The 21,356-nt window shown below is 44.4% G+C and carries 16 protein-coding genes; 2 read left to right on the top strand and 14 right to left on the bottom strand.

From position 1 onward, the window contains the following. Positions 1–127: 127 nt before the first annotated feature. On the top strand, positions 128–973 hold the full coding sequence (locus tag HKI82_RS04425) for a LysR family transcriptional regulator (RefSeq protein WP_171137315.1): 846 nt from the start codon (positions 128–130) through the stop codon (positions 971–973). On the opposite strand, the gene HKI82_RS04420 is transcribed toward HKI82_RS04425, so the two are convergent. From HKI82_RS04420 to secA, 6 genes are all read right to left on the bottom strand, one after another. Next, a complete protein-coding gene (locus HKI82_RS04420; RefSeq protein ID WP_171137314.1) occupies positions 924–1,703 on the bottom strand; it encodes a TSUP family transporter in 780 nt (259 codons plus the stop codon). The two genes, HKI82_RS04425 and HKI82_RS04420, sit on opposite strands and share 50 nt — an antisense overlap. Positions 1,704–1,923: 220 nt before the next feature. Continuing rightward, positions 1,924–5,154, bottom strand: coding sequence for a carbamoyl-phosphate synthase large subunit (gene carB, locus HKI82_RS04415; RefSeq protein WP_171137313.1), 3,231 nt, complete (start codon positions 5,152–5,154; stop codon positions 1,924–1,926). A 16-nt stretch (positions 5,155–5,170) separates the two neighbouring features. Next, positions 5,171–6,310 carry a glutamine-hydrolyzing carbamoyl-phosphate synthase small subunit gene (gene carA, locus HKI82_RS04410; protein ID WP_102940461.1) on the bottom strand — a complete coding sequence of 380 codons (1,140 nt, stop codon included), beginning with the start codon at positions 6,308–6,310 and terminating at the stop codon, positions 5,171–5,173. 481 nt (positions 6,311–6,791) lie between these two features. Further along, on the bottom strand, positions 6,792–7,601 hold the full coding sequence (gene dapB, locus HKI82_RS04405) for a 4-hydroxy-tetrahydrodipicolinate reductase (protein ID WP_102940462.1): 810 nt from the start codon (positions 7,599–7,601) through the stop codon (positions 6,792–6,794). Positions 7,602–7,700: 99 nt separating this feature from the next. After that, positions 7,701–8,099 (bottom strand): 8-oxo-dGTP diphosphatase MutT, encoded by a 399-nt coding sequence (mutT, locus tag HKI82_RS04400; RefSeq protein ID WP_171137312.1) that lies wholly within the window; start codon positions 8,097–8,099, stop codon positions 7,701–7,703. Positions 8,100–8,167: 68 nt separating this feature from the next. Next, positions 8,168–10,861, bottom strand: coding sequence for a preprotein translocase subunit SecA (gene secA / locus HKI82_RS04395; protein ID WP_171137311.1), 2,694 nt, complete (start codon positions 10,859–10,861; stop codon positions 8,168–8,170). Positions 10,862–11,193: 332 nt separating this feature from the next. Here secA and HKI82_RS04390 point away from each other — a divergent pair, with 332 nt between their 5' ends. Further along, on the top strand, positions 11,194–11,652 hold the full coding sequence (locus tag HKI82_RS04390; protein ID WP_102940465.1) for a DUF721 domain-containing protein: 459 nt from the start codon (positions 11,194–11,196) through the stop codon (positions 11,650–11,652). A gap of 96 nt (positions 11,653–11,748) precedes the next feature. Here the strand turns inward: HKI82_RS04390 and lpxC are convergent, their stop codons facing one another. The 8 genes from lpxC to murD all read right to left on the bottom strand — a co-directional run bounded on the left by lpxC (position 11,749) and on the right by murD (position 21,313). Next, positions 11,749–12,666, bottom strand: coding sequence for a UDP-3-O-acyl-N-acetylglucosamine deacetylase (lpxC, locus tag HKI82_RS04385; protein WP_102940466.1), 918 nt, complete (start codon positions 12,664–12,666; stop codon positions 11,749–11,751). A gap of 97 nt (positions 12,667–12,763) precedes the next feature. Further along, on the bottom strand, positions 12,764–13,981 hold the full coding sequence (ftsZ, locus tag HKI82_RS04380; protein WP_102940467.1) for a cell division protein FtsZ: 1,218 nt from the start codon (positions 13,979–13,981) through the stop codon (positions 12,764–12,766). Positions 13,982–14,011: 30 nt separating this feature from the next. Further along, on the bottom strand, positions 14,012–15,274 hold the full coding sequence (ftsA, locus tag HKI82_RS04375) for a cell division protein FtsA (protein WP_102940468.1): 1,263 nt from the start codon (positions 15,272–15,274) through the stop codon (positions 14,012–14,014). Beyond that, the gene (locus tag HKI82_RS04370; RefSeq protein ID WP_102940469.1) at positions 15,267–16,016 is read right to left on the bottom strand and encodes a cell division protein FtsQ/DivIB; all 750 of its coding nucleotides are present in this window, start codon (positions 16,014–16,016) and stop codon (positions 15,267–15,269) included. Before HKI82_RS04370 ends, ftsA begins: the two co-directional genes overlap by 8 nt. A 215-nt stretch (positions 16,017–16,231) precedes the next feature. Continuing rightward, positions 16,232–17,692, bottom strand: a complete 1,461-nt coding sequence (murC, locus tag HKI82_RS04365) for a UDP-N-acetylmuramate--L-alanine ligase (protein WP_171137310.1) — start codon at positions 17,690–17,692, stop codon at positions 16,232–16,234. Between the two features lie 10 nt (positions 17,693–17,702). Further along, positions 17,703–18,767: an undecaprenyldiphospho-muramoylpentapeptide beta-N-acetylglucosaminyltransferase gene (murG, locus tag HKI82_RS04360; protein ID WP_102940471.1), complete on the bottom strand. Its 1,065-nt coding sequence runs from the start codon at positions 18,765–18,767 to the stop codon at positions 17,703–17,705. Then, the gene (gene ftsW / locus HKI82_RS04355; protein WP_171137309.1) at positions 18,757–19,947 is read right to left on the bottom strand and encodes a cell division protein FtsW; all 1,191 of its coding nucleotides are present in this window, start codon (positions 19,945–19,947) and stop codon (positions 18,757–18,759) included. Before ftsW ends, murG begins: the two co-directional genes overlap by 11 nt. Positions 19,948–19,984: 37 nt before the next feature. Then, entirely contained in the window at positions 19,985–21,313 is a 1,329-nt protein-coding gene (murD, locus tag HKI82_RS04350) for a UDP-N-acetylmuramoyl-L-alanine--D-glutamate ligase (RefSeq protein ID WP_171137308.1), read from the bottom strand. Between the last annotated feature and the right edge of the window lie 43 nt (positions 21,314–21,356).

Genomic DNA, 21,356 nt, shown 5'->3' with positions numbered 1-21,356 from the left:
AAAGAGCCACTCTAGGTGGCTCTTTTTCATTCTCATCGGTTCACATCTAAGCGACTCGAAACACTGCCTCCATCGATAAAATGGTATAAACTCAACCAATCTATTCCTAACTTTCATTGGACAAAATATGCTATTGGAAGGCATTGAAACACTATTGGTTCTTAGCAAACAAAAAACCATGAGCCGAACTGGCAGCCAACTCTATATTAGCCAGTCAGCCGTCAGTAAACGTATTGCGAACTTAGAGAGCAAGTTAGGAAAAAAACTCATTACTCCTTCAGGTCGACATATAAAACTAACCGCCGAAGGTCAGCAACTCATTGATAATATTGAGCCAACATTCAATGAACTCAGAGGTATGATCTACGAACATCAAGATCTTGAAGACAATACGCTGATCAGAATTGATTGTTCCGAAACCCTTGTGGCAGGTTACTTAACGAAAGTGATGGCTGACTACCGTAAGAAAGATCCTCACTTCACCATTACCACCAACCATACGCCACGTATCGTCGAGCATGTTCAGTCAGGCAAAGCCACCATAGGTTTTTGTGCTGGATATCTACCCGGCAATCATGGCCTGATGACCTTCCATCTGTATGATGAGCCTTTCTGTATTGTCAGTAATCATCACCTAACGCATTTGCCCGATGAGATCATTACCAACGACCTCACCAACACGGCGAACACCTATCAGGCAGCGTTTTTAGATAAATTAGGCGTCACACCCGTAATGGAAATGGACTCCTATATGGCATCAGCCCAACTTGCTCTGGAAGGTGTTGCTCCAGCGCTAGTGCCGCTCTCCATTGTTAACACATTGAAGATTGATTCACGGTACTGTTTTAGCTTTACCGAGCTCGCGCCGTTAATTCGCCCTATTCACATTTGTCTCAGAGCAAGCATCTACCGCACAGAGCGGATTAAAAAATTGATAGAAACCATTGTGAGTGCTGTTCCCACAAAAGCTTAGACGCCATCAGAATTGACATCAGGATCACCAGTGGACGTATCCACTTTTGTCCTTTCGATATCACCACTTTGGCACCAAAGCGCGCACCAAGAAACTGCCCGACCGCCATAACCAAACCGAGCTTCCAAATAGGTAAGCCTGCCATCACAAAGAAAAGCAGCGCAGCAATGTTTGATGTGAAGTTAAGAACTTTGGTCCTAGCGGTTGCTTCGACCAAAGTAAAATGACCTAAAACGACAAAACAGACTGTAAATATTGAGCCAGTTCCCGGTCCAAAAAAGCCATCGTAAAAACCAACACAAGTACCAACGCTGTATGCAAATGCCGCTTCAGAGAGCGGCTTTTTACCGGAGTCAGCCCTAGTCTGCGGCGCGAATAGAAAGTAGAGGGAAATCGCGACTAATAGAATGGGAATTAAGCTTGTGAGAAATGAGGTATCAAATGTCTGTACTAACTCTGCGCCCGTTGCCGCACCAATGAAAGTACACAAAATCGCAAGTCGCATCTCTTTAAGATTAACGATACCACTTCGAACAAAGTACAAGCTGGCAGAAAAACTACCAAACGAGCTTTGCAATTTATTGGTAGCTAAAGCATTGGTTGGTGGAACCCCTGCGGCCAAAAGCGCCGGAAGTGTTAACAAGCCACCACCACCCGCCATGGCATCAATAAAACCTGCAGCACCTGCAACAAAAAACAAAATGACTAATATATCGAACGAGACTTCCATGACATTCCACTACCAATACGACTGGATGGTTAAAGTATCACTGGAGCACCGATAGCAATAGTGAAACGAAAGAACACAATCTATTCCAATATTTCATCAATAATCAAATTAGTCGGTTGTTCATAGGCTTTGCCCCAAGTTTCATGCATAAAAAAGCCCGCTCAAATGAGCGGGCAATGAGGTTGTCAGATAAACCTTAGGTTTATCAATTTATTATTCATTACGCTAAGCTAGCTTTCACTTTCGCGTGAAGTTCTTGAATTGATGTTACTGATGCTTTCGCGTCAGCAGTGTGAGACATACAGGTTGCGAACGCTGCATTTAGCGTTGTTGTGTAGTTCACTTTCTCAGCCAAAGCACCACGACGTAGTACTTTAGAGTCTTCAATTGCTTGACGACCGGATGCCGTGTTCACGATGTAGGTGTATTCATTGTTCTTGATACGGTCCAGAATGTGTGGACGGCCTTCATGAACTTTGTTTACCAAGCGTGGGTTGATACCAGCTTCACCTAGAATCACAGCAGTACCGTGAGTTGCATCTAGTTGGTAACCCAGTTTCACTAGCTTAGAAGCTAGGTCAACAACGCGCTCTTTATCACCTTCACGTACTGAAAGTAGTGCACGACCACCTTCTGGGTAAACAGAGCCACAGCCTAGCTCAGCTTTCGCGTATGCTTCAGCAAATGTTGCACCGACACCCATAACCTCACCAGTAGAGCGCATTTCTGGGCCTAATAGTGGGTCAACGCCAGGGAACTTGTTGAACGGCAGTACCACTTCTTTTACTGAGTAGTATGGTGGGATGATCTCTTTCGTGAAACCTTGTTGCTCAAGAGTTTGACCAGCCATAACACGCGCAGCGATTTTCGCTAGTGGTGCGCCAGTTGCTTTAGATACGAATGGTACTGTACGTGCAGCACGTGGGTTTACTTCGATGAGGTAAACTTCGTTATCTTTAACAGCAAACTGAGTATTCATCAGACCGCGTACACCAAGTTCGAAAGCCAGTTTCTCTACTTGTTCACGCATCTTGTCCTGAATTTCTTGGCTTAGCGTGTATGCTGGAAGCGAACATGCTGAGTCACCTGAGTGAACACCTGCTTGCTCGATGTGCTCCATGATACCGCCGATAACCACACGCTCACCGTCACAGATAGCATCGATATCCACTTCAGTTGCGTCATCTAGGAAACGGTCAAGTAGAACAGGAGACTCGTTTGACACGCTTACCGCTTCGTTAAAGTAACGACGTAGGTCTTGCTCGTCATATACGATTTCCATCGCACGACCACCCAGTACATATGAAGGACGCACAACGAGTGGGAAGCCGATCTCTTTAGATTTATCAATCGCCTGTTCCATTGTTGTTACTGTTGCGTTTTCAGGCTGTAGCAGGCCTAAACGTTCAACAGCAGCTTGGAAGCGTTCACGGTCTTCTGCACGGTCGATAGCATCTGGGCTAGTACCAATGATAGGCACGCCAGCCGCTTCTAAAGCACGCGCGAGTTTCAGTGGAGTTTGACCACCGTACTGAACGATAACGCCTTTTGGCTTTTCAACACGTACGATTGCTAGTACGTCTTCCAGTGTTACTGGTTCGAAGTACAGACGGTCTGAAGTGTCGTAGTCTGTAGAAACTGTCTCAGGGTTACAGTTAACCATGATAGTTTCGTAGCCATCTTCGCGAAGTGCTAGAGATGCGTGTACACAACAGTAGTCAAATTCGATACCTTGACCGATACGGTTTGGACCGCCGCCAAGAACCATGATCTTATCTTTATCTGTTGGGTTCGCTTCACACTCTTCATCGTAAGATGAGTACATGTATGCGGTATCTGAAGCAAATTCAGCAGCACAAGTATCCACACGTTTGTAAACTGGGTGAATATCGTACTGGTCACGTAGGCGACGAATTTCGCTTTCAGCAACACCTAGCAGTTTAGACAGACGAGCATCAGCGAAGCCTTTACGCTTCATCTGTTTCAGCACATCTTTAGTCAGACCAGCGAAACCACCCGCTTTCACTTGCTCTTCCAATTTAACCAGTTCTTCGATTTGAACTAGGAACCAACGGTCAATATTGGTTAGATTGAATACGCCATCAACTGACATACCCGCGCGGAATGCGTCTGCGATGTACCAAATACGCTCAGCACCAGCTTCTTTTAGCTCGTGACGGATTTTAGTCAAAGCATCTGGTGCATCTAGGTCAACCATTTCATCCAAGCCGTTCGCACCTACTTCTAGGCCACGAAGTGCTTTTTGTAGCGATTCTTGTTGGTTACGACCGATTGCCATTACCTCACCAACAGACTTCATCTGTGTCGTTAGGCGGCTATTTGCGCCAGCAAATTTCTCGAAGTTAAAGCGAGGAATCTTAGTCACAACGTAGTCGATAGTTGGTTCGAATGATGCTGGCGTTGCGCCACCAGTGATGTCATTCATTAGCTCATCAAGAGTGAAACCAACTGCCAGTTTCGCTGCGATTTTCGCAATTGGGAAACCTGTTGCTTTCGAAGCAAGAGCAGAAGAACGAGATACACGTGGGTTCATCTCGATGATAACCATACGGCCATCTTTCGGGTTGATACCAAACTGAACGTTTGAACCACCAGTCTCTACACCGATTTCACGCAGTACTGCTAGCGATGCATTACGCATTAGCTGGTACTCTTTATCCGTTAGCGTTTGAGCTGGTGCTACGGTGATAGAGTCACCTGTGTGAATACCCATTGGGTCAAAGTTTTCAATCGCACAAACGATGATACAGTTGTCGTTCTTATCACGAACAACTTCCATCTCGTACTCTTTCCAACCAATTAGAGATTCATCGATAAGCAGCTCGTTAGTTGGAGAAAGATCCAAACCACGGCGACAGATTTCTTCGAACTCTTCTTTGTTATAAGCGATACCACCACCAGTACCACCCATAGTGAACGAAGGGCGGATAATACATGGGAAACCAACCATATCTAGGACACGGTAAGCATCTTCCATTGTTTTGGCAGTATCAGCGCGTGGACATTCTAAACCGATAGACTTCATTGCTTTATCAAAGCGAGAACGGTCTTCTGCTTTGTCGATTGCATCTGCAGTCGCACCAATCATCTCTACGCCGAACTCTTTGAGAACGCCATTTGCTTCTAGAGCAAGCGCACAGTTAAGAGCCGTTTGACCACCCATTGTTGGAAGAATCGCATCTGGGCGCTCTTTCTCGATGATCTTACGTACAACTTCCCAGTGGATTGGCTCGATGTATGTTGCATCAGCCATTTCTGGGTCAGTCATGATAGTTGCAGGGTTTGAGTTCACAAGAATAACTCGGTAGCCCTCTTCGCGTAGTGCTTTACACGCTTGAGCGCCAGAGTAGTCAAACTCACAAGCCTGACCGATAACAATTGGACCTGCACCTAAAATAAGAATGCTCTGAATGTCAGTACGTTTTGGCATTATCTACTACTCCAAATTAAGCGCGGTGTTGTTTAATCAATTCAATGAAGTGGTCAAATAGCGGTGCAGCATCGTGCGGACCAGGGCTCGCTTCAGGGTGCCCCTGGAAGCTGAATGCCGGTTTGTCCGTACGGTGAATACCTTGTAGAGAACCGTCAAATAGAGACTTGTGCGTTGCACGTAGGTTCTCAGGTAGCGTTGCTTCGTCCGCAGCAAAACCGTGGTTTTGAGAAGTAATCATAACCACATCACGGTCAATATCTTTAACCGGATGGTTTGCACCATGGTGGCCAAACTTCATTTTTACTGTTTTAGCACCTGAAGCCAACGCTAGGATTTGGTGACCTAAACAGATACCAAATACCGGCAGAGCTTTATCAAGGAACACTTTCGTTGCTTCAATCGCGTAAGTACATGGCTCTGGGTCACCAGGGCCATTCGATAGGAATACGCCATCTGGATTCATCGCTAGTACTTCTTCAGCTGAAGTTTCTGCAGGTACTACAGTTAGACGACAACCACGGTCAACCAACATACGTAGGATATTGCGTTTCGCACCGAAATCGTAAGCCACTACATGGTATGGCAACTCACTGTCATCTTTAGGTTCAGGTAGACCACCTTCCAGTGTCCATGAACCTTGTTTCCATTCATACGCTTCTTTCGTCGTTACAACTTTCGCTAAGTCCATGCCTTTCAGACCTGGGAACTCTTTAGCTTTTACCAACGCAAGAGCTTCATCTAGGTTATCGCCAGCCATAATGCAACCATTCTGGGCGCCCTTCTCACGTAAAATGCGCGTAAGTTTACGCGTATCGATATCTGCAATACCGACGATATTTTGTGATTTAAGGTAATCAGAAAGAGATTGTTCACTACGGAAGTTAGAAGCGATAAGAGGAAGATCGCGAATCACAAGGCCTTGTGCATGAATTGAAGAAGATTCTTCGTCTTCGGTATTAGTACCAGTATTGCCAATGTGAGGATAAGTTAGTGTAACGATTTGTTGAGAATAGGAAGGATCAGTGAGGATTTCTTGGTACCCCGTCATCGAGGTATTAAAAACGACTTCACCAACGGATGAACCATCTGCCCCAATGGACACTCCGCGGAACACTGTCCCATCTTCTAGGACTAACAGTGCTGATTTACTCAAGACAACCTCCAGAATAAAAATGCATAAAATTTAAATTAAATTGCAAATTTGCCTTCCTGTTCGCGTGAAAATCATGCTCTAGGCTAATTTTGACAAATTGGCGGTATTTTAGAGATCGCTGTGACCCATGTCAACGTTAGCAGATAAATTAAACTCAAATTTATTACCTTAGAGATAAAAAAGAGCTCAAACCCATCAAAAAAGCATGTTTTACTCATTCAAAAACAATAATTATGAGGCTTTGATTTTAAAATAGGCAAAAATTGTTTGTTAACAATCGAAATTAGCGCAAAAAAAATAAGCAAACGTTAATATTATTTTTTTATTGTCAAAAACAGAGAAAAGTTGGAGAAATCAACCTCAACATGACAAAAGCACTTAAAAAGTTAAAGGATAAGCCAAATTATAGGAAAGAAAATTTGATTAAGAAATGTTAGAGAATTTCTTATGCGCCAAGCGAACCTGACGCATAATTATGTAATTACAGTTCGTTCAAACCAAGTACATCAGTCATGGTGTAAAAACCCGCTGATTTTTGATTCAACCATACTGCGGCACGAATAGCGCCGTTGGCAAATGTCATTCGGTCTGTCGCTTTATGCGTGATCTCTACGCGTTCACCAATATCAGCAAACATAGCAGTGTGTTCACCAACAATGTCGCCAGCACGAATAGTAGCAAAGCCAATTTCATCTCTGGTACGTTCACCAGTGATACCTTCACGCGCATACACAGCGACGTCATTGAGCTTGTTACCCATGGCTCCGGCAATCGCTTCGCCCATGCCAATAGCCGTACCCGATGGAGCATCAACTTTGTGTCTATGGTGTGCTTCGATAATTTCGATATCGCAGTAATCACCCATCACTTTGGCGGCTTTCTCTAGCAGCTTGAATACAAGGTTCACACCTACACTGTAGTTTGGAGCCATCACAATAGGGATGACTTTCGCGGCTTCATTGATCAGCTCGCGCTCTTCATCAGTAAATCCTGTAGTACCAATGATCAGCTTCTTGCCGTACTTCTTACACAGTTCAATGTTCGCTAGTGTGCTCGCTGGTGCTGTAAAATCCACGATGACATCGAAGTTATCGACCGCTAACTCCAGATTATCCACCAAAGCGACATCAAATCGACCAACACCACATAACTCACCAACATCCACTCCGACTAGCGAAGACTCAGGACGCTCAGATCCTGCACCCACTGTTGATTCTGAATTATGATGTGCTGCTTTGACCAGATTGCGGCCCATACGTCCAGCTGCGCCTGCAATTGCAATTCTTACCATTGCAAATTTCTCCATTTACTCGTGACTACGCAGTCCTGCATAGTGTTATTCCGATTTACGCTTTTTAAACTACCAACTATCGAGGTTGATAGCTAGCACTTAAGAAAACTCTTTAATAACACGTTCGAGGATTGGTACATTGGCTTCTGGAAACTGGTAATTTGCGAGTTTTGCAATGTCTACCCAATGTCCTTCTTGCCCTTCTTTACCGTATGGTTCGTTGTTGAAGTTGCTGATGACAATGAAGTCAAACTTGAGTGATTTTTCTGGGTAATCGTATTCCAGATGCTCGAACAAATGCTGCTCAGTCACTTCAATGCCAACTTCTTCTTCAAGCTCCCGAGTCATGGCTTGTTCAACGCTTTCACCTTCTTCAACTTTGCCACCCGGAAATTCCCAGAAACCACCTTTGTGCAAATTGCCTGGGCGCTTAGTGATAAAGATTTGCGATTTATCCTGATTGAAGATAATGCCCGCCACGATATGAATTCGTTTCATCTGTGTTCCTTTGTCTTTCTTTACTTAAAAAAAGAGCCGCCTAAGCGACTCTTTTCTATTTGTTTTTATTAGGCAATTTTGCCATGACACTGTTTATACTTCTTGCCTGAACCGCAAGGACAAGGTTCATTACGACCCACTTTACGTTCAGCTTGAGATTCAGACTCTTCACCATTCGCATTAGCGTGCTGAGCTTGACTCATACGAGCCGCTTGCTCTGCTTGAGCACGACGTTGCTCCTCCATACGCTCAACTTCTTCTTGCTGTTGAACACGTACTTTAGAAAGAATCGAGATAACGTCTGATTTTAGTGACTCTAGAAGTTCTTCAAACAGCTCAAACGATTCACGCTTGTACTCTTGTTTCGGGTTCTTCTGTGCATAGCCACGTAAGTGGATACCTTGACGTAGGTGGTCCATAGCAGCAAGGTGCTCTTTCCACAGCGTATCAAGAGTCTGTAGCATTACAGATTTCTCAAAGTTACGCATCACTGAAGCGCCAACCACTTCTTCTTTGTTCTTATAAACCGCTACCGAGTTTTCAAGAATACGTTCGCGAAGTGCTTCTTCATACAGTTTGTCGTCTTCATCCAACCAAGACTGAATAGGCAGATCAAGATCGAAGTCGTGCTTCAAGCGATCTTGTAGACCAGCGATATCCCACATGTCATCAAGTGATTGTGGCGGAATGTATTGATCGATCACTGCTGTCATTACGTCAGCACGGTTTTGTTCGATCATTTCACTGATATCATCAGTGCTCATCAACTCATCACGAAGTTCGTAAACAACGCGACGCTGATCGTTGGCAACGTCATCATATTCTAGAAGCTGTTTACGAATGTCGAAGTTACGACCTTCAACTTTACGTTGAGCTTTTTCAATTGAGCGAGAAAGCATCTTAGATTCGATCGCTTCGCCTTCTTCCATACCGCTTTGAATCAAGCTTGCCATACGGTCTGAAGTGAAAATACGTAGCAGTGTGTCTTCCATTGAAAGATAGAAACGAGAAGAACCTGCATCACCCTGACGACCTGAACGACCACGTAGCTGGTTATCGATACGGCGTGATTCGTGACGCTCAGTACCAATGATATGTAAACCACCAGCCTCTAAAACTTGATCGTGAACCTTACGCCATTCCGCTTTAATTGCGTCAATTTGCTCTTGAGTTGGGTTGTTTAGTGACTCAACTTGCATCTGCCAGCTACCGCCAAGCACGATATCCGTACCACGACCAGCCATGTTAGTCGCGATTGTCACTGCACCCGGTTTACCCGCTTCAGCAACGATTTCCGCTTCTTTTTCATGGAACTTCGCGTTCAGTACGCTGTGTTTGATCTTCGCTTTCTTCAATGCATTAGACAGCAATTCAGATTTTTCAATCGAAACCGTACCAACCAGTACTGGCTGACCTTTTTCAACACAAATCTTGATATCTTCGATGATAGCAGCAAACTTCTCAGCTTCTGTCCGGTACACCATATCCGGCATATCGTTACGAATCATAGGCTTGTTAGTTGGAATAACTACTGTTTCCAAACCATAGATTTGTTGGAATTCGAACGCTTCTGTGTCCGCTGTACCTGTCATACCTGACAGTTTTTCGTATAAACGGAAGTAGTTCTGGAAGGTAATCGATGCCAGAGTTTGGTTCTCGTTCTGGATCTTAACGCCTTCTTTTGCCTCAACAGCTTGATGCAAACCATCAGACCAACGACGACCAGGCATAGTACGACCAGTGTGTTCATCAACGATGACCACTTCACCTTCTTCCGTCACAATGTAGTCGACGTTTTTCTCAAATAGAACGTGAGCACGCAGCGCCGCGTTCACATGGTGCAGAAGGCTGATATTCGCAGGAGAGTAAAGTGTATCGCCCTCTTGCATTAAACCATTCTTAACCAGCAACTCTTCAACAAATTCCTGACCAGTTTCGGTGAGGTAAACCTGCTTAGATTTCTCGTCTACAGTGTAGTGACCATCACCGCGGTACTCCTCAGAGTCTTCTTTATCTTGAAGCTGCAGAGACGGGATAAGGGTATTGATACGAGTGTAGAGCTCTGAACTGTCTTCAGCCGGACCAGAAATAATCAGTGGCGTACGCGCTTCATCGATAAGAATCGAGTCAACTTCATCGACAACAGCAAAGAAGCGTTCACGTTGCACGCGGTCTTCAGGACGGAATGCCATATTGTCACGAAGGTAGTCGAAGCCAAACTCGTTGTTTGTTCCGTATAAGATGTCTGCTTGGTAAGCTTCTTTCTTTGCAGGTGGCGACATGTTAGGTACGTTGATACCAACTGTCAGACCTAGAAATTCAAATAGTGGGCGGTTTGTTTCTGCGTCACGCTTAGCTAGGTAGTCGTTCACTGTAACAATGTGAACGCCTTTGCTTGGCAAAGCATTCAGGTACGCTGGAAGCGTTGCAGTCAGAGTTTTACCTTCACCTGTACGCATCTCTGCGATTTGACCAGAATTTAGTACCATACCGCCGATAAGCTGAACGTCGAAATGACGCATACCGAATACACGCTTCGAAGCTTCACGAACAGTAGCAAACGCTTCTGGTAGTAATTGGTCTAGATTTTCACCTTGCTCAAGACGTTGACGAAACTCTACCGTTTTAGCCTTTAGCTCTTCATCGGACAGAGCTTCAAATGCAGGCTCATAATTATTAATTTCTTTTACAATTTTTCTTAGACGGCGAAGTGTTCTGTCGTTACGACTGCCGACCACTTTTGTCAGTAGCTTAGTTATCATTTCTTGTGAATCTCTCTTTGCTTAGATCGTCCGCGATCTCTTAATGCCTTCAGTCTCTACCTGTTTTCAACTAAGGATACTGAGATAAATCATGTATCTTCTGATATTGTGATGATGACGTTTATTTTCAAGACACTAGTGGCGCATAGTTTAAGTAATTTTTCGTTCAACAACCAATAACATTAGGACTTGTTTGCTTTGAGCTTTGTATTTTGTGCACTAAGCCCAATGTTTTAGGCTATCAGGCACTAAAGAATACATCTTCAATCGCTCATTTCAGTCAGCAACGAATCGTTATAGAATGCTGCAGAACTTTATAAAAGGAGTGCGGAATGCGAGATCATCGCCCCACATCTACAGACGAATTGATTGAGTCATCTCGGCTGAGTAAGTTACAACAGCACGCGAAAGAGATCATCCAGATCAACCTAATATTGCAAACTCTGTTACCTAAAGGCATTGAACCACATATAAGAGCGGCAAACGTTCGTGGTGGACATTTAGTTTTGGAAGCGGCTAGTGCATCGATCAAAATGAAAGTGGACTATGAGCGGCTAAATATTCTCAACCAACTGAGAAATCAGGGATTCGGCAAACTGATCAGTATTGAAATAAAGATCAACCCTGCGATTTATCGCACCCAAAAAGGTTCAATTAAGGATCAAAAAGAGGCAATTCCTCGCCCCCCTCTTTCAGAAAATGCCGCGTCATCGCTGTTAATGGTTGCTCAAAACGCCAACCCTAAGGTTAAACAGCGATTGGAAAACATCGCAAAACTTGCGAAAAAGTAACTTACCGAAAGTACCGTCGTTTTACCAACGATAGCTAATAAAATGACAGGTATAAAAAAAGCCAGACTTAGTCTGGCTTTTCAAAATCTTGATGTTTTACGCTAGAACCATGTTTGGGTCTGCAAACGCTACTGGTGAACCAACTTCCTCTTCGAAAGTCGCCCATTCCCAAGCTTCTTGATCTGCCAATACTTTACGTAGTAATTGGTTGTTCAGACCATGACCTGATTTATAAGCACTGAACTCACCAACAATCGCATGACCACACATGTACAAGTCACCAATTGCATCAAGTACTTTGTGAGTCACAAACTCGTTAGCGAAACGCAGGCCTTCCTCGTTAAGAATGCGGTAATCATCCAAAACGATAGCACAGTCAAAGCTGCCACCTAAACATAGGTTTTGCGATTGCAAGTACTCGATATCACGCATGAAACCGAAAGTACGAGCGCGAGAAATCTCTTTGATAAAACCTTGAGTTGAAAAATCAAACACTAAGCGTTGATCGTCACCATCGATTGCTGGGTGGTCAAACTCAATTTGGAAATCCATTTTGAAGCCGTTATGTGGACGCATTTCAGCCCATTTATCACCATCTTCAAAACGAACTGGCTTTTTAATACGGATGAATCGCTTAGGCGCGTTTTGAGTCTCGATACCTGCTTGCTGAAGTAGGTATACAAATGGACTCGCACTACCATCCATAATTGGAATTTCTGGTGCATCCACTTCGATAATGACGTTATCAATACCCATACCAGCAAGAGCTGCACTTAAGTGCTCTACGGTAGAGATACGAATGCCTTCATCGTTAACTAATGCAGTACACAGCATAGTGTCGCGTACAGATTCTGGGTCAGCTGGAAAATCAACTGGTGGATTTACGTCAGTACGACGGTAAATAATACCTGTGTTTGCAGCGGCTGGGCGAAGAGTAAGCGTAACTTTACGACCAGAGTGGAGACCCACACCAGTTGTTTTCACTATCTCTTTCAGAGTACGTTGTCTGATCATCTGTTTGCCTCTAAATCAATGCCACAAAGCTCGGCCGGTAGCTTTACCGACCGACATATTACCAAAATTTTGAACACTGTCAAATTGTGGCGGTATTTTAATCAGCCTGACGACGTAAAAACGCAGGTATATCCAGGTATCCGCTCTCCTTTTCTGGCTTAGGCGCAACATTCTGCCCTTGGCTAGAACTAGAAGAAGAGACATTTGACGTCGGTGAAGGCTGTACTTTCACTTCTGTCTTTTCATGCAAAGGCTGTGCCGGTTTCTCTTCCACTTTTGCTGCTACTGCAACTTGTGGTTGAGCGACTGCTGCAACTTTCGCTTTACCACCTGCGACTAGAGTGATATCTGGCTTTCTTTCGTTACCAATACCTGTAGCCACAACCGTTACGCGAATTTCATCAGCCATATCTGGATCTAACGATGTACCGATAACGACAGTTGCATTGTCAGAAGCAAACGCTTTAACAGTGTTACCAACCGTTTCGAATTCATCAAGACGCATATCCAGACCAGCAGTGATATTGACCAATACGCCGCGAGCACCAGCAAGATCAATGTCTTCTAGTAGAGGGCTTGAAATTGCCATTTCAGCGGCTTCTTCAGCGCGGTCTTCACCTTTAGCAATACCACTACCCATCATAGCGTGGCCCATTTCAGACATTACTGTGCGTACGTCTGCAAAGTCCACGTTAATCATGCCAGGGCGAGTGATTAGCTCTGCAATCCCTTGTACTGCATTCTTAAGTACGTCATTCGCGCTAGCAAAGGCTTCAAGTAAAGTGATACCACGACCCAGTACTTTCAACAGTTTTTCATTTGGAATAGTAATCAAAGAGTCAACATGTTTAGAAAGCTCTTCAATTCCTTGTTCAGCAAACGCAAGACGTTTTTTACCTTCAAAGCTAAATGGCTTAGTCACTACAGCAACGGTTAAGATGCCCAGTTCTTTTGCCACTTCAGCAATAACAGGAGCAGCACCAGTACCGGTACCGCCGCCCATACCAGCTGCGATAAACACCATATCGGCACCAGCTAGTAATTCTTTAATTCGATCTCGGCTTTCTAGAGCTGCATCACGTCCCACTTGAGGGTTAGCACCCGCGCCCAAACCTTTAGTGATATCACCACCGATTTGAATGACGCTGCTTACGCTGGTTTTGCGAAGTGCTTGTGCATCCGTGTTGATACTGATGAATTCCACGCCTTCAATGGACTCACGCACCATATGTTCTACAGCGTTACCGCCGCCGCCACCAACTCCAACAACTTTAATTACCGCGTCGTCAGACATTTCCATCATCGGTTCAAACATGTGTTATCTCCGTTTTTCCTGCAACTCAGGTTAAAACTCTTTTTGTATCCAATTACGCAAACGACCAAACACACTAGACACTGATTGGCGCTTAGGCTCTTGAAACTCAATGTCGTCATTAATTTGACTGTCTTTCGCGTAATGAAGTAAACCAACTGCCGTAGAATGATACGGCTCTTTAACGTAATCAGTAAGTCCACTCACTTCGAGCGGCTTACCTACCCTAACTTGATTGCGGAATACACGCTCTGCACATTCCACTAAACCTTCAATTTGCGAAGCACCACCAGTTAGAACTACACCTGCAGCCAAATGGTGTTTAATGCCTTCTTTTCGCAAATTTTCTTGGACAGTATCGATCGTCTGGTTAACTAAGCCCATTAACTCAGTGTAGCGAGGCTCAATCACTTCCGACAAGGTTTGACGCTGTAAACTTCGTGATGGTCTTCCGCCAACACTTGGTACATTTACCGTATCATCCTTACTCACCAACTCACTTAACGCACAGCCGTACTTAACTTTTATCTCTTCAGCATCGTTAACTGGGGTGCCAAAAGCAAACGCTATATCGCTTGTAACCGCATTGCCAGCGTACGAGAATACTTCTGTGTGTCTTAAAGCACCACCAGTCCAAATAGCGATATCCATCGTACCTGCACCAATGTCAATAACACACACGCCAAGCTCTCGCTCGTCCTCAGTGATAACAGCATTACTTGCCGCTAACCCTGAATACACTAACTGCTCAACTTTCAATCCGCAACGTTCAACAGCTTTAATAATATTTCTTGCCATATCACTATGGCAGGTAATCAAGTGCACGCTGACTTCCATGCGTACTCCCGATAATCCTAGCGGATTTTTTATACCTTCCTGATAATCAATCGTAAATTCTTGAGGAATGACATGCAAAATACGCTGTTCCTCACTAATTTTAATCGACTTCGCGGTATGAATAGCACGATCCATATCTTCTTGAGAAACTTCGCCCTCAGAAATAGTTCCCATGCCTTTTTCAATTCTACTTGTAATATGTCGACCAGAGATCGATAAAAACACATTACTAATTTGGCACTCAGCCATCAATTCAGCTTGGTCAATTGCACGCTGAACCGATTTAACCACCGACTCTAGATCATTTACGCCGCCTTTATCCATTCCTCTGGAAGGGCTGGTGCCTGCGCCAATGATATTAATTTGACCGTCAGGAAGTAATTCACCAACTAAGGCTGAAACGGTGGCTGTGCCTATATCGAGACCAACAATTAATTTGTCATCAGCTGTTTTACTCATCTGTGCTCTCTTGCGCTAATTCTTGATCAGGAAACCAACCAACGGCCGCTCCGGTATCGTATCTGAGATCGATATAACTCACTCGTTCAGCATCATTACCTAGCTGCTTGTAGAGTAAAAAGAAACGGTTAATTCGCTCTTCTAAAGACTCTTTTCCTAATTCTAAGCGAATTCCATTGTCTAAAATAATTTGCCAAGCTCGACGCTCGTTTAATACCAGAGAGGATATATTTAAGCCTATCTGCTGAAATTTAGGGCTGTATTGTTTCCAGATATTTAAAACTTCAGGTGCACTGCCATCAGGCCCATATAGTTTTACGTGTTCTTCATTTACTTGAGCAATATCGCCATTAAAGACAACACCTTTATCATCAAGCAACGAATTACCGTTCCAAATAGCTTTAACCTGATATTCAGTTAAAAATACTTTTATTGTATCTGGCCACTGTTTGCGGATTGAAGCATGAGATACCCAAGGAATTGACTGAGCACTGGATTGCAGCTCGTTAATATCCTGCGACATAAATGTGCCAATATGATCAAGTTGACCAAATGCACGCTGAACATCAAACGCGGATACGTATTGTAAGTCACCTTGCAAAACTATCTTTGAGAGCGGTAGCCTCTCTTCATCCCACATCCAACTGATCGTTGAATACAGCAAAACACCAACCAACAACAACACCATAAATAAAAAGCTAGCACCAACTATGTGCTCTCTGACTAATGGTGAACGGGACATAATACGACCTTGAGAAAATGTACTATTTATCAAAGTTCGTTGTTCCTGTTGACGGCTGGCAATTTAATTCCCTATTTCAATGTACAATAGAGGCAAAAGCAATAACTTTAACCTAAGGATTATACTGAGGACACTAAAAGTATCAAACACTCAAATAAATAAAACTGGTAGGAGTACCACCAATATCACGAATGGTACACCCATAAGCAACAAATTTAATATTTTTGCATCTTTTCAATATTCAATTGCAAAGATTGTAAGTGTTTGGCTACTTTGCCCACATCACCAGCACCTTGAGTCAGGACTAAGTCACCATCTTGTAATACGTTAGCTAACACAGCTGGTAAAGTTTTGCTGTCTGAAACGAAGATAGGATCAACTTTTCCTCGACTGCGAATGGTTCGACAAAGCGAACGACCATCTGCACCTGCAATTGGCTTTTCACCGGCAGAATAAACATCCAGCATAATCAGCACATCAACCTGCTCAAGCACATTAGCAAAATCATCATAGAGATCGCGAGTACGAGTGTAACGGTGTGGCTGGAATATCATCACCAGACGCTTATCAGTCCAGCCGCTACGAGCAGCTTTGATGGTAACATCCACTTCTGTTGGATGGTGACCGTAGTCGTCCACCAGCATTGCAACACCATTACCGGTTTCGAACTCACCTAGATGGTCAAAGCGACGGCCTGTACCTTGCGTACTAATCAATGCTTTGAGAATAGCTTCATCGCTGATGTCATCTTCTGTCGCAACCGCTATCGCAGCAGAAGCATTAAGAGCATTGTGGCGACCAGGGATATTCAGCGTAATATCTAAGTTCTCTTTTCCTTTACGAACAACGGTAAATTGACCTTGTTGTCCTTGCTGGAGGTAGTTTTCAATACGTACATCCGCATCTTCAGAGAAACCATAAGTGATAACCTGACGGCTAATTCGTGGAATCAGTTCACGCACCACTGGATCATCAATACATAAAATGGCTTGACCGTAAAATGGCAGATTGTGCAGGAAGTCGACGAACGTCTGCTTCAACGTTTCGAAGTCACCACCATAGGTATCCATATGATCAGCTTCGATATTGGTTACAATTGTTGCCATTGGCTGCAAATGTAGGAATGATGCATCACTCTCATCAGCTTCAGCAATTAGTACGCGGCTTGAGCCTAAGCGAGCATTTGTGCCCGCACTTTTCACTAAACCACCGTTAACAAAAGTCGGATCCATACCTGCTTCTGAATAAATTTGAGTCACTAGAGCAGTTGTAGTTGTTTTGCCGTGCGTGCCAGCAACTGCGATGCCATGACGGAAACGCATCAACTCAGCTAACATTTCAGCGCGACGTACAATTGGAATACGCTTTTCACGAGCCGCTTGAATTTCTGGGTTTTGCTCATTGATCGCCGTTGATACCACCACCACGCTTGCTTGGTCAATGTTCGACGCTTGATGACCAATGAATACAGACGCACCGATACTTTCCAAACGTTCGGTCACCGCATTAGCCGCGATATCAGAGCCTGTGATCTGATAACCTTCATTCAGCAACACTTCCGCTATACCGCTCATACCTGCACCACCTATGCCGATAAAGTGTATGCATTTAACTCGGCGCATTTCAGGCACCATTGCTCGGATTTGAGCTAAGTCTTGAGTATGTTTGATCTTCATGAATAGGTTCTCATTTCTCAGTAATAGCGATAATGGCATCAGCAACCACTTGGTCTGCATCTAATTTTGCTGCTTGACGAGCTTTGTTAGCCATATCTAATAATTGGGTACGTTCGAGTTGAGCAATAGTTTGACTGAGCTTTTCAACCGTCAATTGCGGTTGTTCTATCATTTTCGCTGCGCCACATTCTACTAGATGATCGGCATTCAGCGCTTGTTGTCTGTCTTTGTGCATAAATGGGATAAAAATAGCAGCAACACCTGCTGCTGAAACTTCTGAAACCGTTAACGCACCTGAGCGGCAAACTAATAAATCCGCCCATGCATAAGCCTGTGCAACATCATCAATAAATTCGGTTACCTGAAAATTCTTCGCACCGGCAACTTGGTAAGCTTGCTCAACTTCCGCTTGATTGTCTTTACCAGCCTGATGACGCACTTCATAGCCTTCGCCTAATTTCGCCATCACTTCTGGTAATGTTTGATTGAGAATTCTGGCACCTTGGCTACCGCCCATGACCAAGACACGGATAGGGCCGCTGCGTTCAGCAAGGCGTTGATTCGGTTCAGGCAGTTCAACGACATCTGTACGAACAGGATTTCCGACCACAGGCGCATTCGGAAATGCACCATTAAAAGCCTGAAACACCCGCGATGCAATTTTCGATAACCATTGATTGGTTAATCCAGCAACCGCATTTTGTTCATGCAGAATAACGGGAATGCCTTGTAACCAAGCAGCGATACCACCCGGCCCGCTAACATATCCGCCCATACCAAGTACAGCGTCAGGTTGCCAAGCTTTCATGTGGCGTTTGGCTTGCAAAATAGCGTTGATGATTTGAAATGGCGCTTTAATCAAACGAGCAATACCCTGCCCGCGCAGCCCTTTTACACGGATAAAATCAATCTCAATACCATGCTTGGGTACTAAGTCGGCTTCCATACGGTCTGCCGTACCTAACCAACGAATTTCCCAGCCTTGCTGTTGAAGCTTCTTAGCCACAGCCAATCCAGGGAAAACGTGACCGCCAGTACCACCAGCCATCACCATTAAACGTTTCTTATTCTTCATCCGCATTTTCTTCTATCTGTCGAATTCGTTCTACTCGGCATTCATGGTCAATACGAAGCAAAATAGAGACTGCCACCGACATAACAATTAAACTGGAACCACCGTAACTAATCAGCGGTAAAGTAAGACCTTTGGTTGGCACCATACCTGCTGCGGCACCAACGTTAACTAAGGTTTGGAAAGCAAACCAGATACCGATACTAAGAGCCAGATAGCCACCAAACTGGTGGTCATGTTCAAATGCCTTTTTACCGATGAAAGCCGCTTTGAGAACCAGACTAAATATCAACATTAAAATAAGCACTACACCAACAAAGCCAAGCTCTTCACCCACCACTGCAAATACAAAGTCGGTATGCGCTTCAGGAAGGTATTCCAGCTTCTGAATGGAATTACCTAGCCCCTGACCAAACCACTCACCACGGCCAAACGCCATCAGTGACTGAGTTAGCTGATATCCGCTTCCGAACGGGTCATCCCAAGGGTCAAGGAATGAGGTTACGCGGCGAATACGATAAGGTTCTGCGGCAATGAGTCCGACAATCACCAAGATACCGGCCACCATTAGAGCGAGAAACTGAGAGAGCTTCGCACCAGCAATAAACAACATGCCGAACAAAGTCACCAGCATCACAACCACAGTACCTAAGTCTGGTTGCAATAGTAGCAATACAGCTAAGGCCATAAACACCAAAATAGGTTTGATGAAACCGCCAAAGAAAGTTTCTCGAACTTCATCCTGCTTACGAACCAAGTAACCCGCCATAAAGATGAACAGAGAGAGCTTTGCGACCTCTGCTGGCTGTAAGTTAAATAGACCTAAAGGAATCCAGCGAGATGCACCGTTAACCGATTTACCGCCAATTAATACCACCACCAGCAACAAGAATGAGACGGCCAGTAATACCGAGCTATATTGAGACCAGCGCTGGATAGGTATTTGCAAAATGACCGATGAGGTAATGATTGCGAGTAAAAGGAACAGAGCGTGACGAAACATAAAGTGGAACGGTTGATCCGTTAACCTTGAACTGATCGGAAACGATGCAGATGTCACCATCACAAGACCAATCAACATTAAACCTAATGCTATCCAGACGAGCTGACGATCAAACAAAGCCTCTGGGGAAGGTGTTCGTAGCCATTTATGAATAGAATTTATTGGTTTAAATCGTCCCAAAACATTACCTTTCGATTACTTGACTCTTAGGTGCAAGTTACTTGTCTGCAAATTGTTTAGCTAGAGCGGCAAACTGCTCGCCTCGGTCCATAAAGTTTTTAAACTGATCCATGCTGGCACAAGCCGGTGACAGTAACACCATATCGCCTTGTTTTAGCTCAGAATGAATGGTTTTAACTACCTGTTCCATTGTCTCAAATCGACGTGCCGATGGGTGAAGAGGCATAAACTGATCACCATCTGCGCCAAAACAACAAAGTTTCAGAGGTAAAGTTGCGAATACTGGCTTAAGCGAGGAGAAATCTGCGCCTTTACCGAGGCCGCCAACCAACAGATACAAACGCCCTTCCAGAGATAAACCTGACAGCGCCGCTAGCGTACTTGCTACGTTTGTGGCTTTAGAGTCATTTACCCACTTAACACCATTTTTGTCTTCAACCACCTGACAACGATGCGTCAATCCGGTGTAAGACTTCAATGCACTGAGCAGTGAGTCACTGTACTCAATACCCGCCGCTTTAAGTAACGCCAGAACAGTTAATACATTGGCTACATTGTGACGCCCGACTAAGCTCAGCTCTACCGATGGTAATACAGCTTCATCAACAGCCATTAACCACTCTTGCCCTTGGTTCTCTTTAGTGTAGAAATCCGCAGGATTATCCAAACCAAAACTCACCAGATTGGCGCTGTTTGAATCTGGATAGGTTTGACGATCATCGGCGTTCACAACTAAGGTTTCAGCATGTTCAAAGATGCGTAATTTTGCTTGGCGGTAAGATTCCATACCGTCATAGCGATCCATATGATCTTCAGAAAGATTTAAAAATGCTGCCGCTTTAAGCTTTAGGCTGGAAGTCGTTTCAAGTTGAAAACTCGACAGTTCAAGAACATAAAGGTCAGAATCTTCAGAGAGCAAATCGAGCGCTGGAACACCGATATTGCCACCAATCGAAGTTTTAATTCCAGCCGCGTTGCCTAGCACACCCATCAGGTCAGTAACGGTACTTTTGCCGTTTGAGCCTGTAATCGCGACCACTGGTTTTTCAACGTGCCAAGCGAAAAGCTCAATATCACCGACAACAGGAATGTTCGCGGCGATAGCTTGTTGAATTTGTGGTGTTGCCAAGGCAATACCTGGATTTGCCACAATCAAATCAGAAGCTAATAACCAATCCACATTCCAGCCACCGCTATGCAGAGCAACGTCTTGCGGCAGTTGCTCCTTGCTTGGCGGATTATCGCGAGTATCAATCACTTTCACCTCAATTTGAGGATGAAACTTTCGCAGATAATTAACGACAGAGAGCCCGGTAATACCGAGCCCTACGACCACAACATGCTGAATGCCTTGCCAACGGTCCATTTTAAATCCATATCCTTTGGGGATATTCCCCAATCATTATTTC

This window comes from Vibrio plantisponsor, from assembly GCF_013041605.1.
In the GTDB taxonomy this organism is placed as follows: Bacteria; Pseudomonadota; Gammaproteobacteria; order Enterobacterales; family Vibrionaceae; genus Vibrio; species Vibrio plantisponsor.
The sequence above is the reverse complement of the archived record's forward strand: the minus strand, read 5'-3'. Positions and strand labels throughout refer to the sequence as shown.

Coding starts and splice junctions, on each gene's coding strand:
- HKI82_RS04425 (WP_171137315.1), top strand. CDS start 128: ATGCTATTGGAAGGCATTGAAACACTATTGGTTCTTAGCAAACAAAAA.
- HKI82_RS04420 (WP_171137314.1), bottom strand. CDS start 1,703: ATGGAAGTCTCGTTCGATATATTAGTCATTTTGTTTTTTGTTGCAGGT.
- carB (WP_171137313.1), bottom strand. CDS start 5,154: ATGCCAAAACGTACTGACATTCAGAGCATTCTTATTTTAGGTGCAGGT.
- dapB (WP_102940462.1), bottom strand. CDS start 7,601: ATGGTAAGAATTGCAATTGCAGGCGCAGCTGGACGTATGGGCCGCAAT.
- mutT (WP_171137312.1), bottom strand. CDS start 8,099: ATGAAACGAATTCATATCGTGGCGGGCATTATCTTCAATCAGGATAAA.
- secA (WP_171137311.1), bottom strand. CDS start 10,861: ATGATAACTAAGCTACTGACAAAAGTGGTCGGCAGTCGTAACGACAGA.
- HKI82_RS04390 (WP_102940465.1), top strand. CDS start 11,194: ATGCGAGATCATCGCCCCACATCTACAGACGAATTGATTGAGTCATCT.
- lpxC (WP_102940466.1), bottom strand. CDS start 12,666: ATGATCAGACAACGTACTCTGAAAGAGATAGTGAAAACAACTGGTGTG.
- ftsZ (WP_102940467.1), bottom strand. CDS start 13,981: ATGTTTGAACCGATGATGGAAATGTCTGACGACGCGGTAATTAAAGTT.
- ftsA (WP_102940468.1), bottom strand. CDS start 15,274: ATGAGTAAAACAGCTGATGACAAATTAATTGTTGGTCTCGATATAGGC.
- HKI82_RS04370 (WP_102940469.1), bottom strand. CDS start 16,016: ATGTCCCGTTCACCATTAGTCAGAGAGCACATAGTTGGTGCTAGCTTT.
- murC (WP_171137310.1), bottom strand. CDS start 17,692: ATGAAGATCAAACATACTCAAGACTTAGCTCAAATCCGAGCAATGGTG.
- murG (WP_102940471.1), bottom strand. CDS start 18,767: ATGAAGAATAAGAAACGTTTAATGGTGATGGCTGGTGGTACTGGCGGT.
- murD (WP_171137308.1), bottom strand. CDS start 21,313: ATGGACCGTTGGCAAGGCATTCAGCATGTTGTGGTCGTAGGGCTCGGT.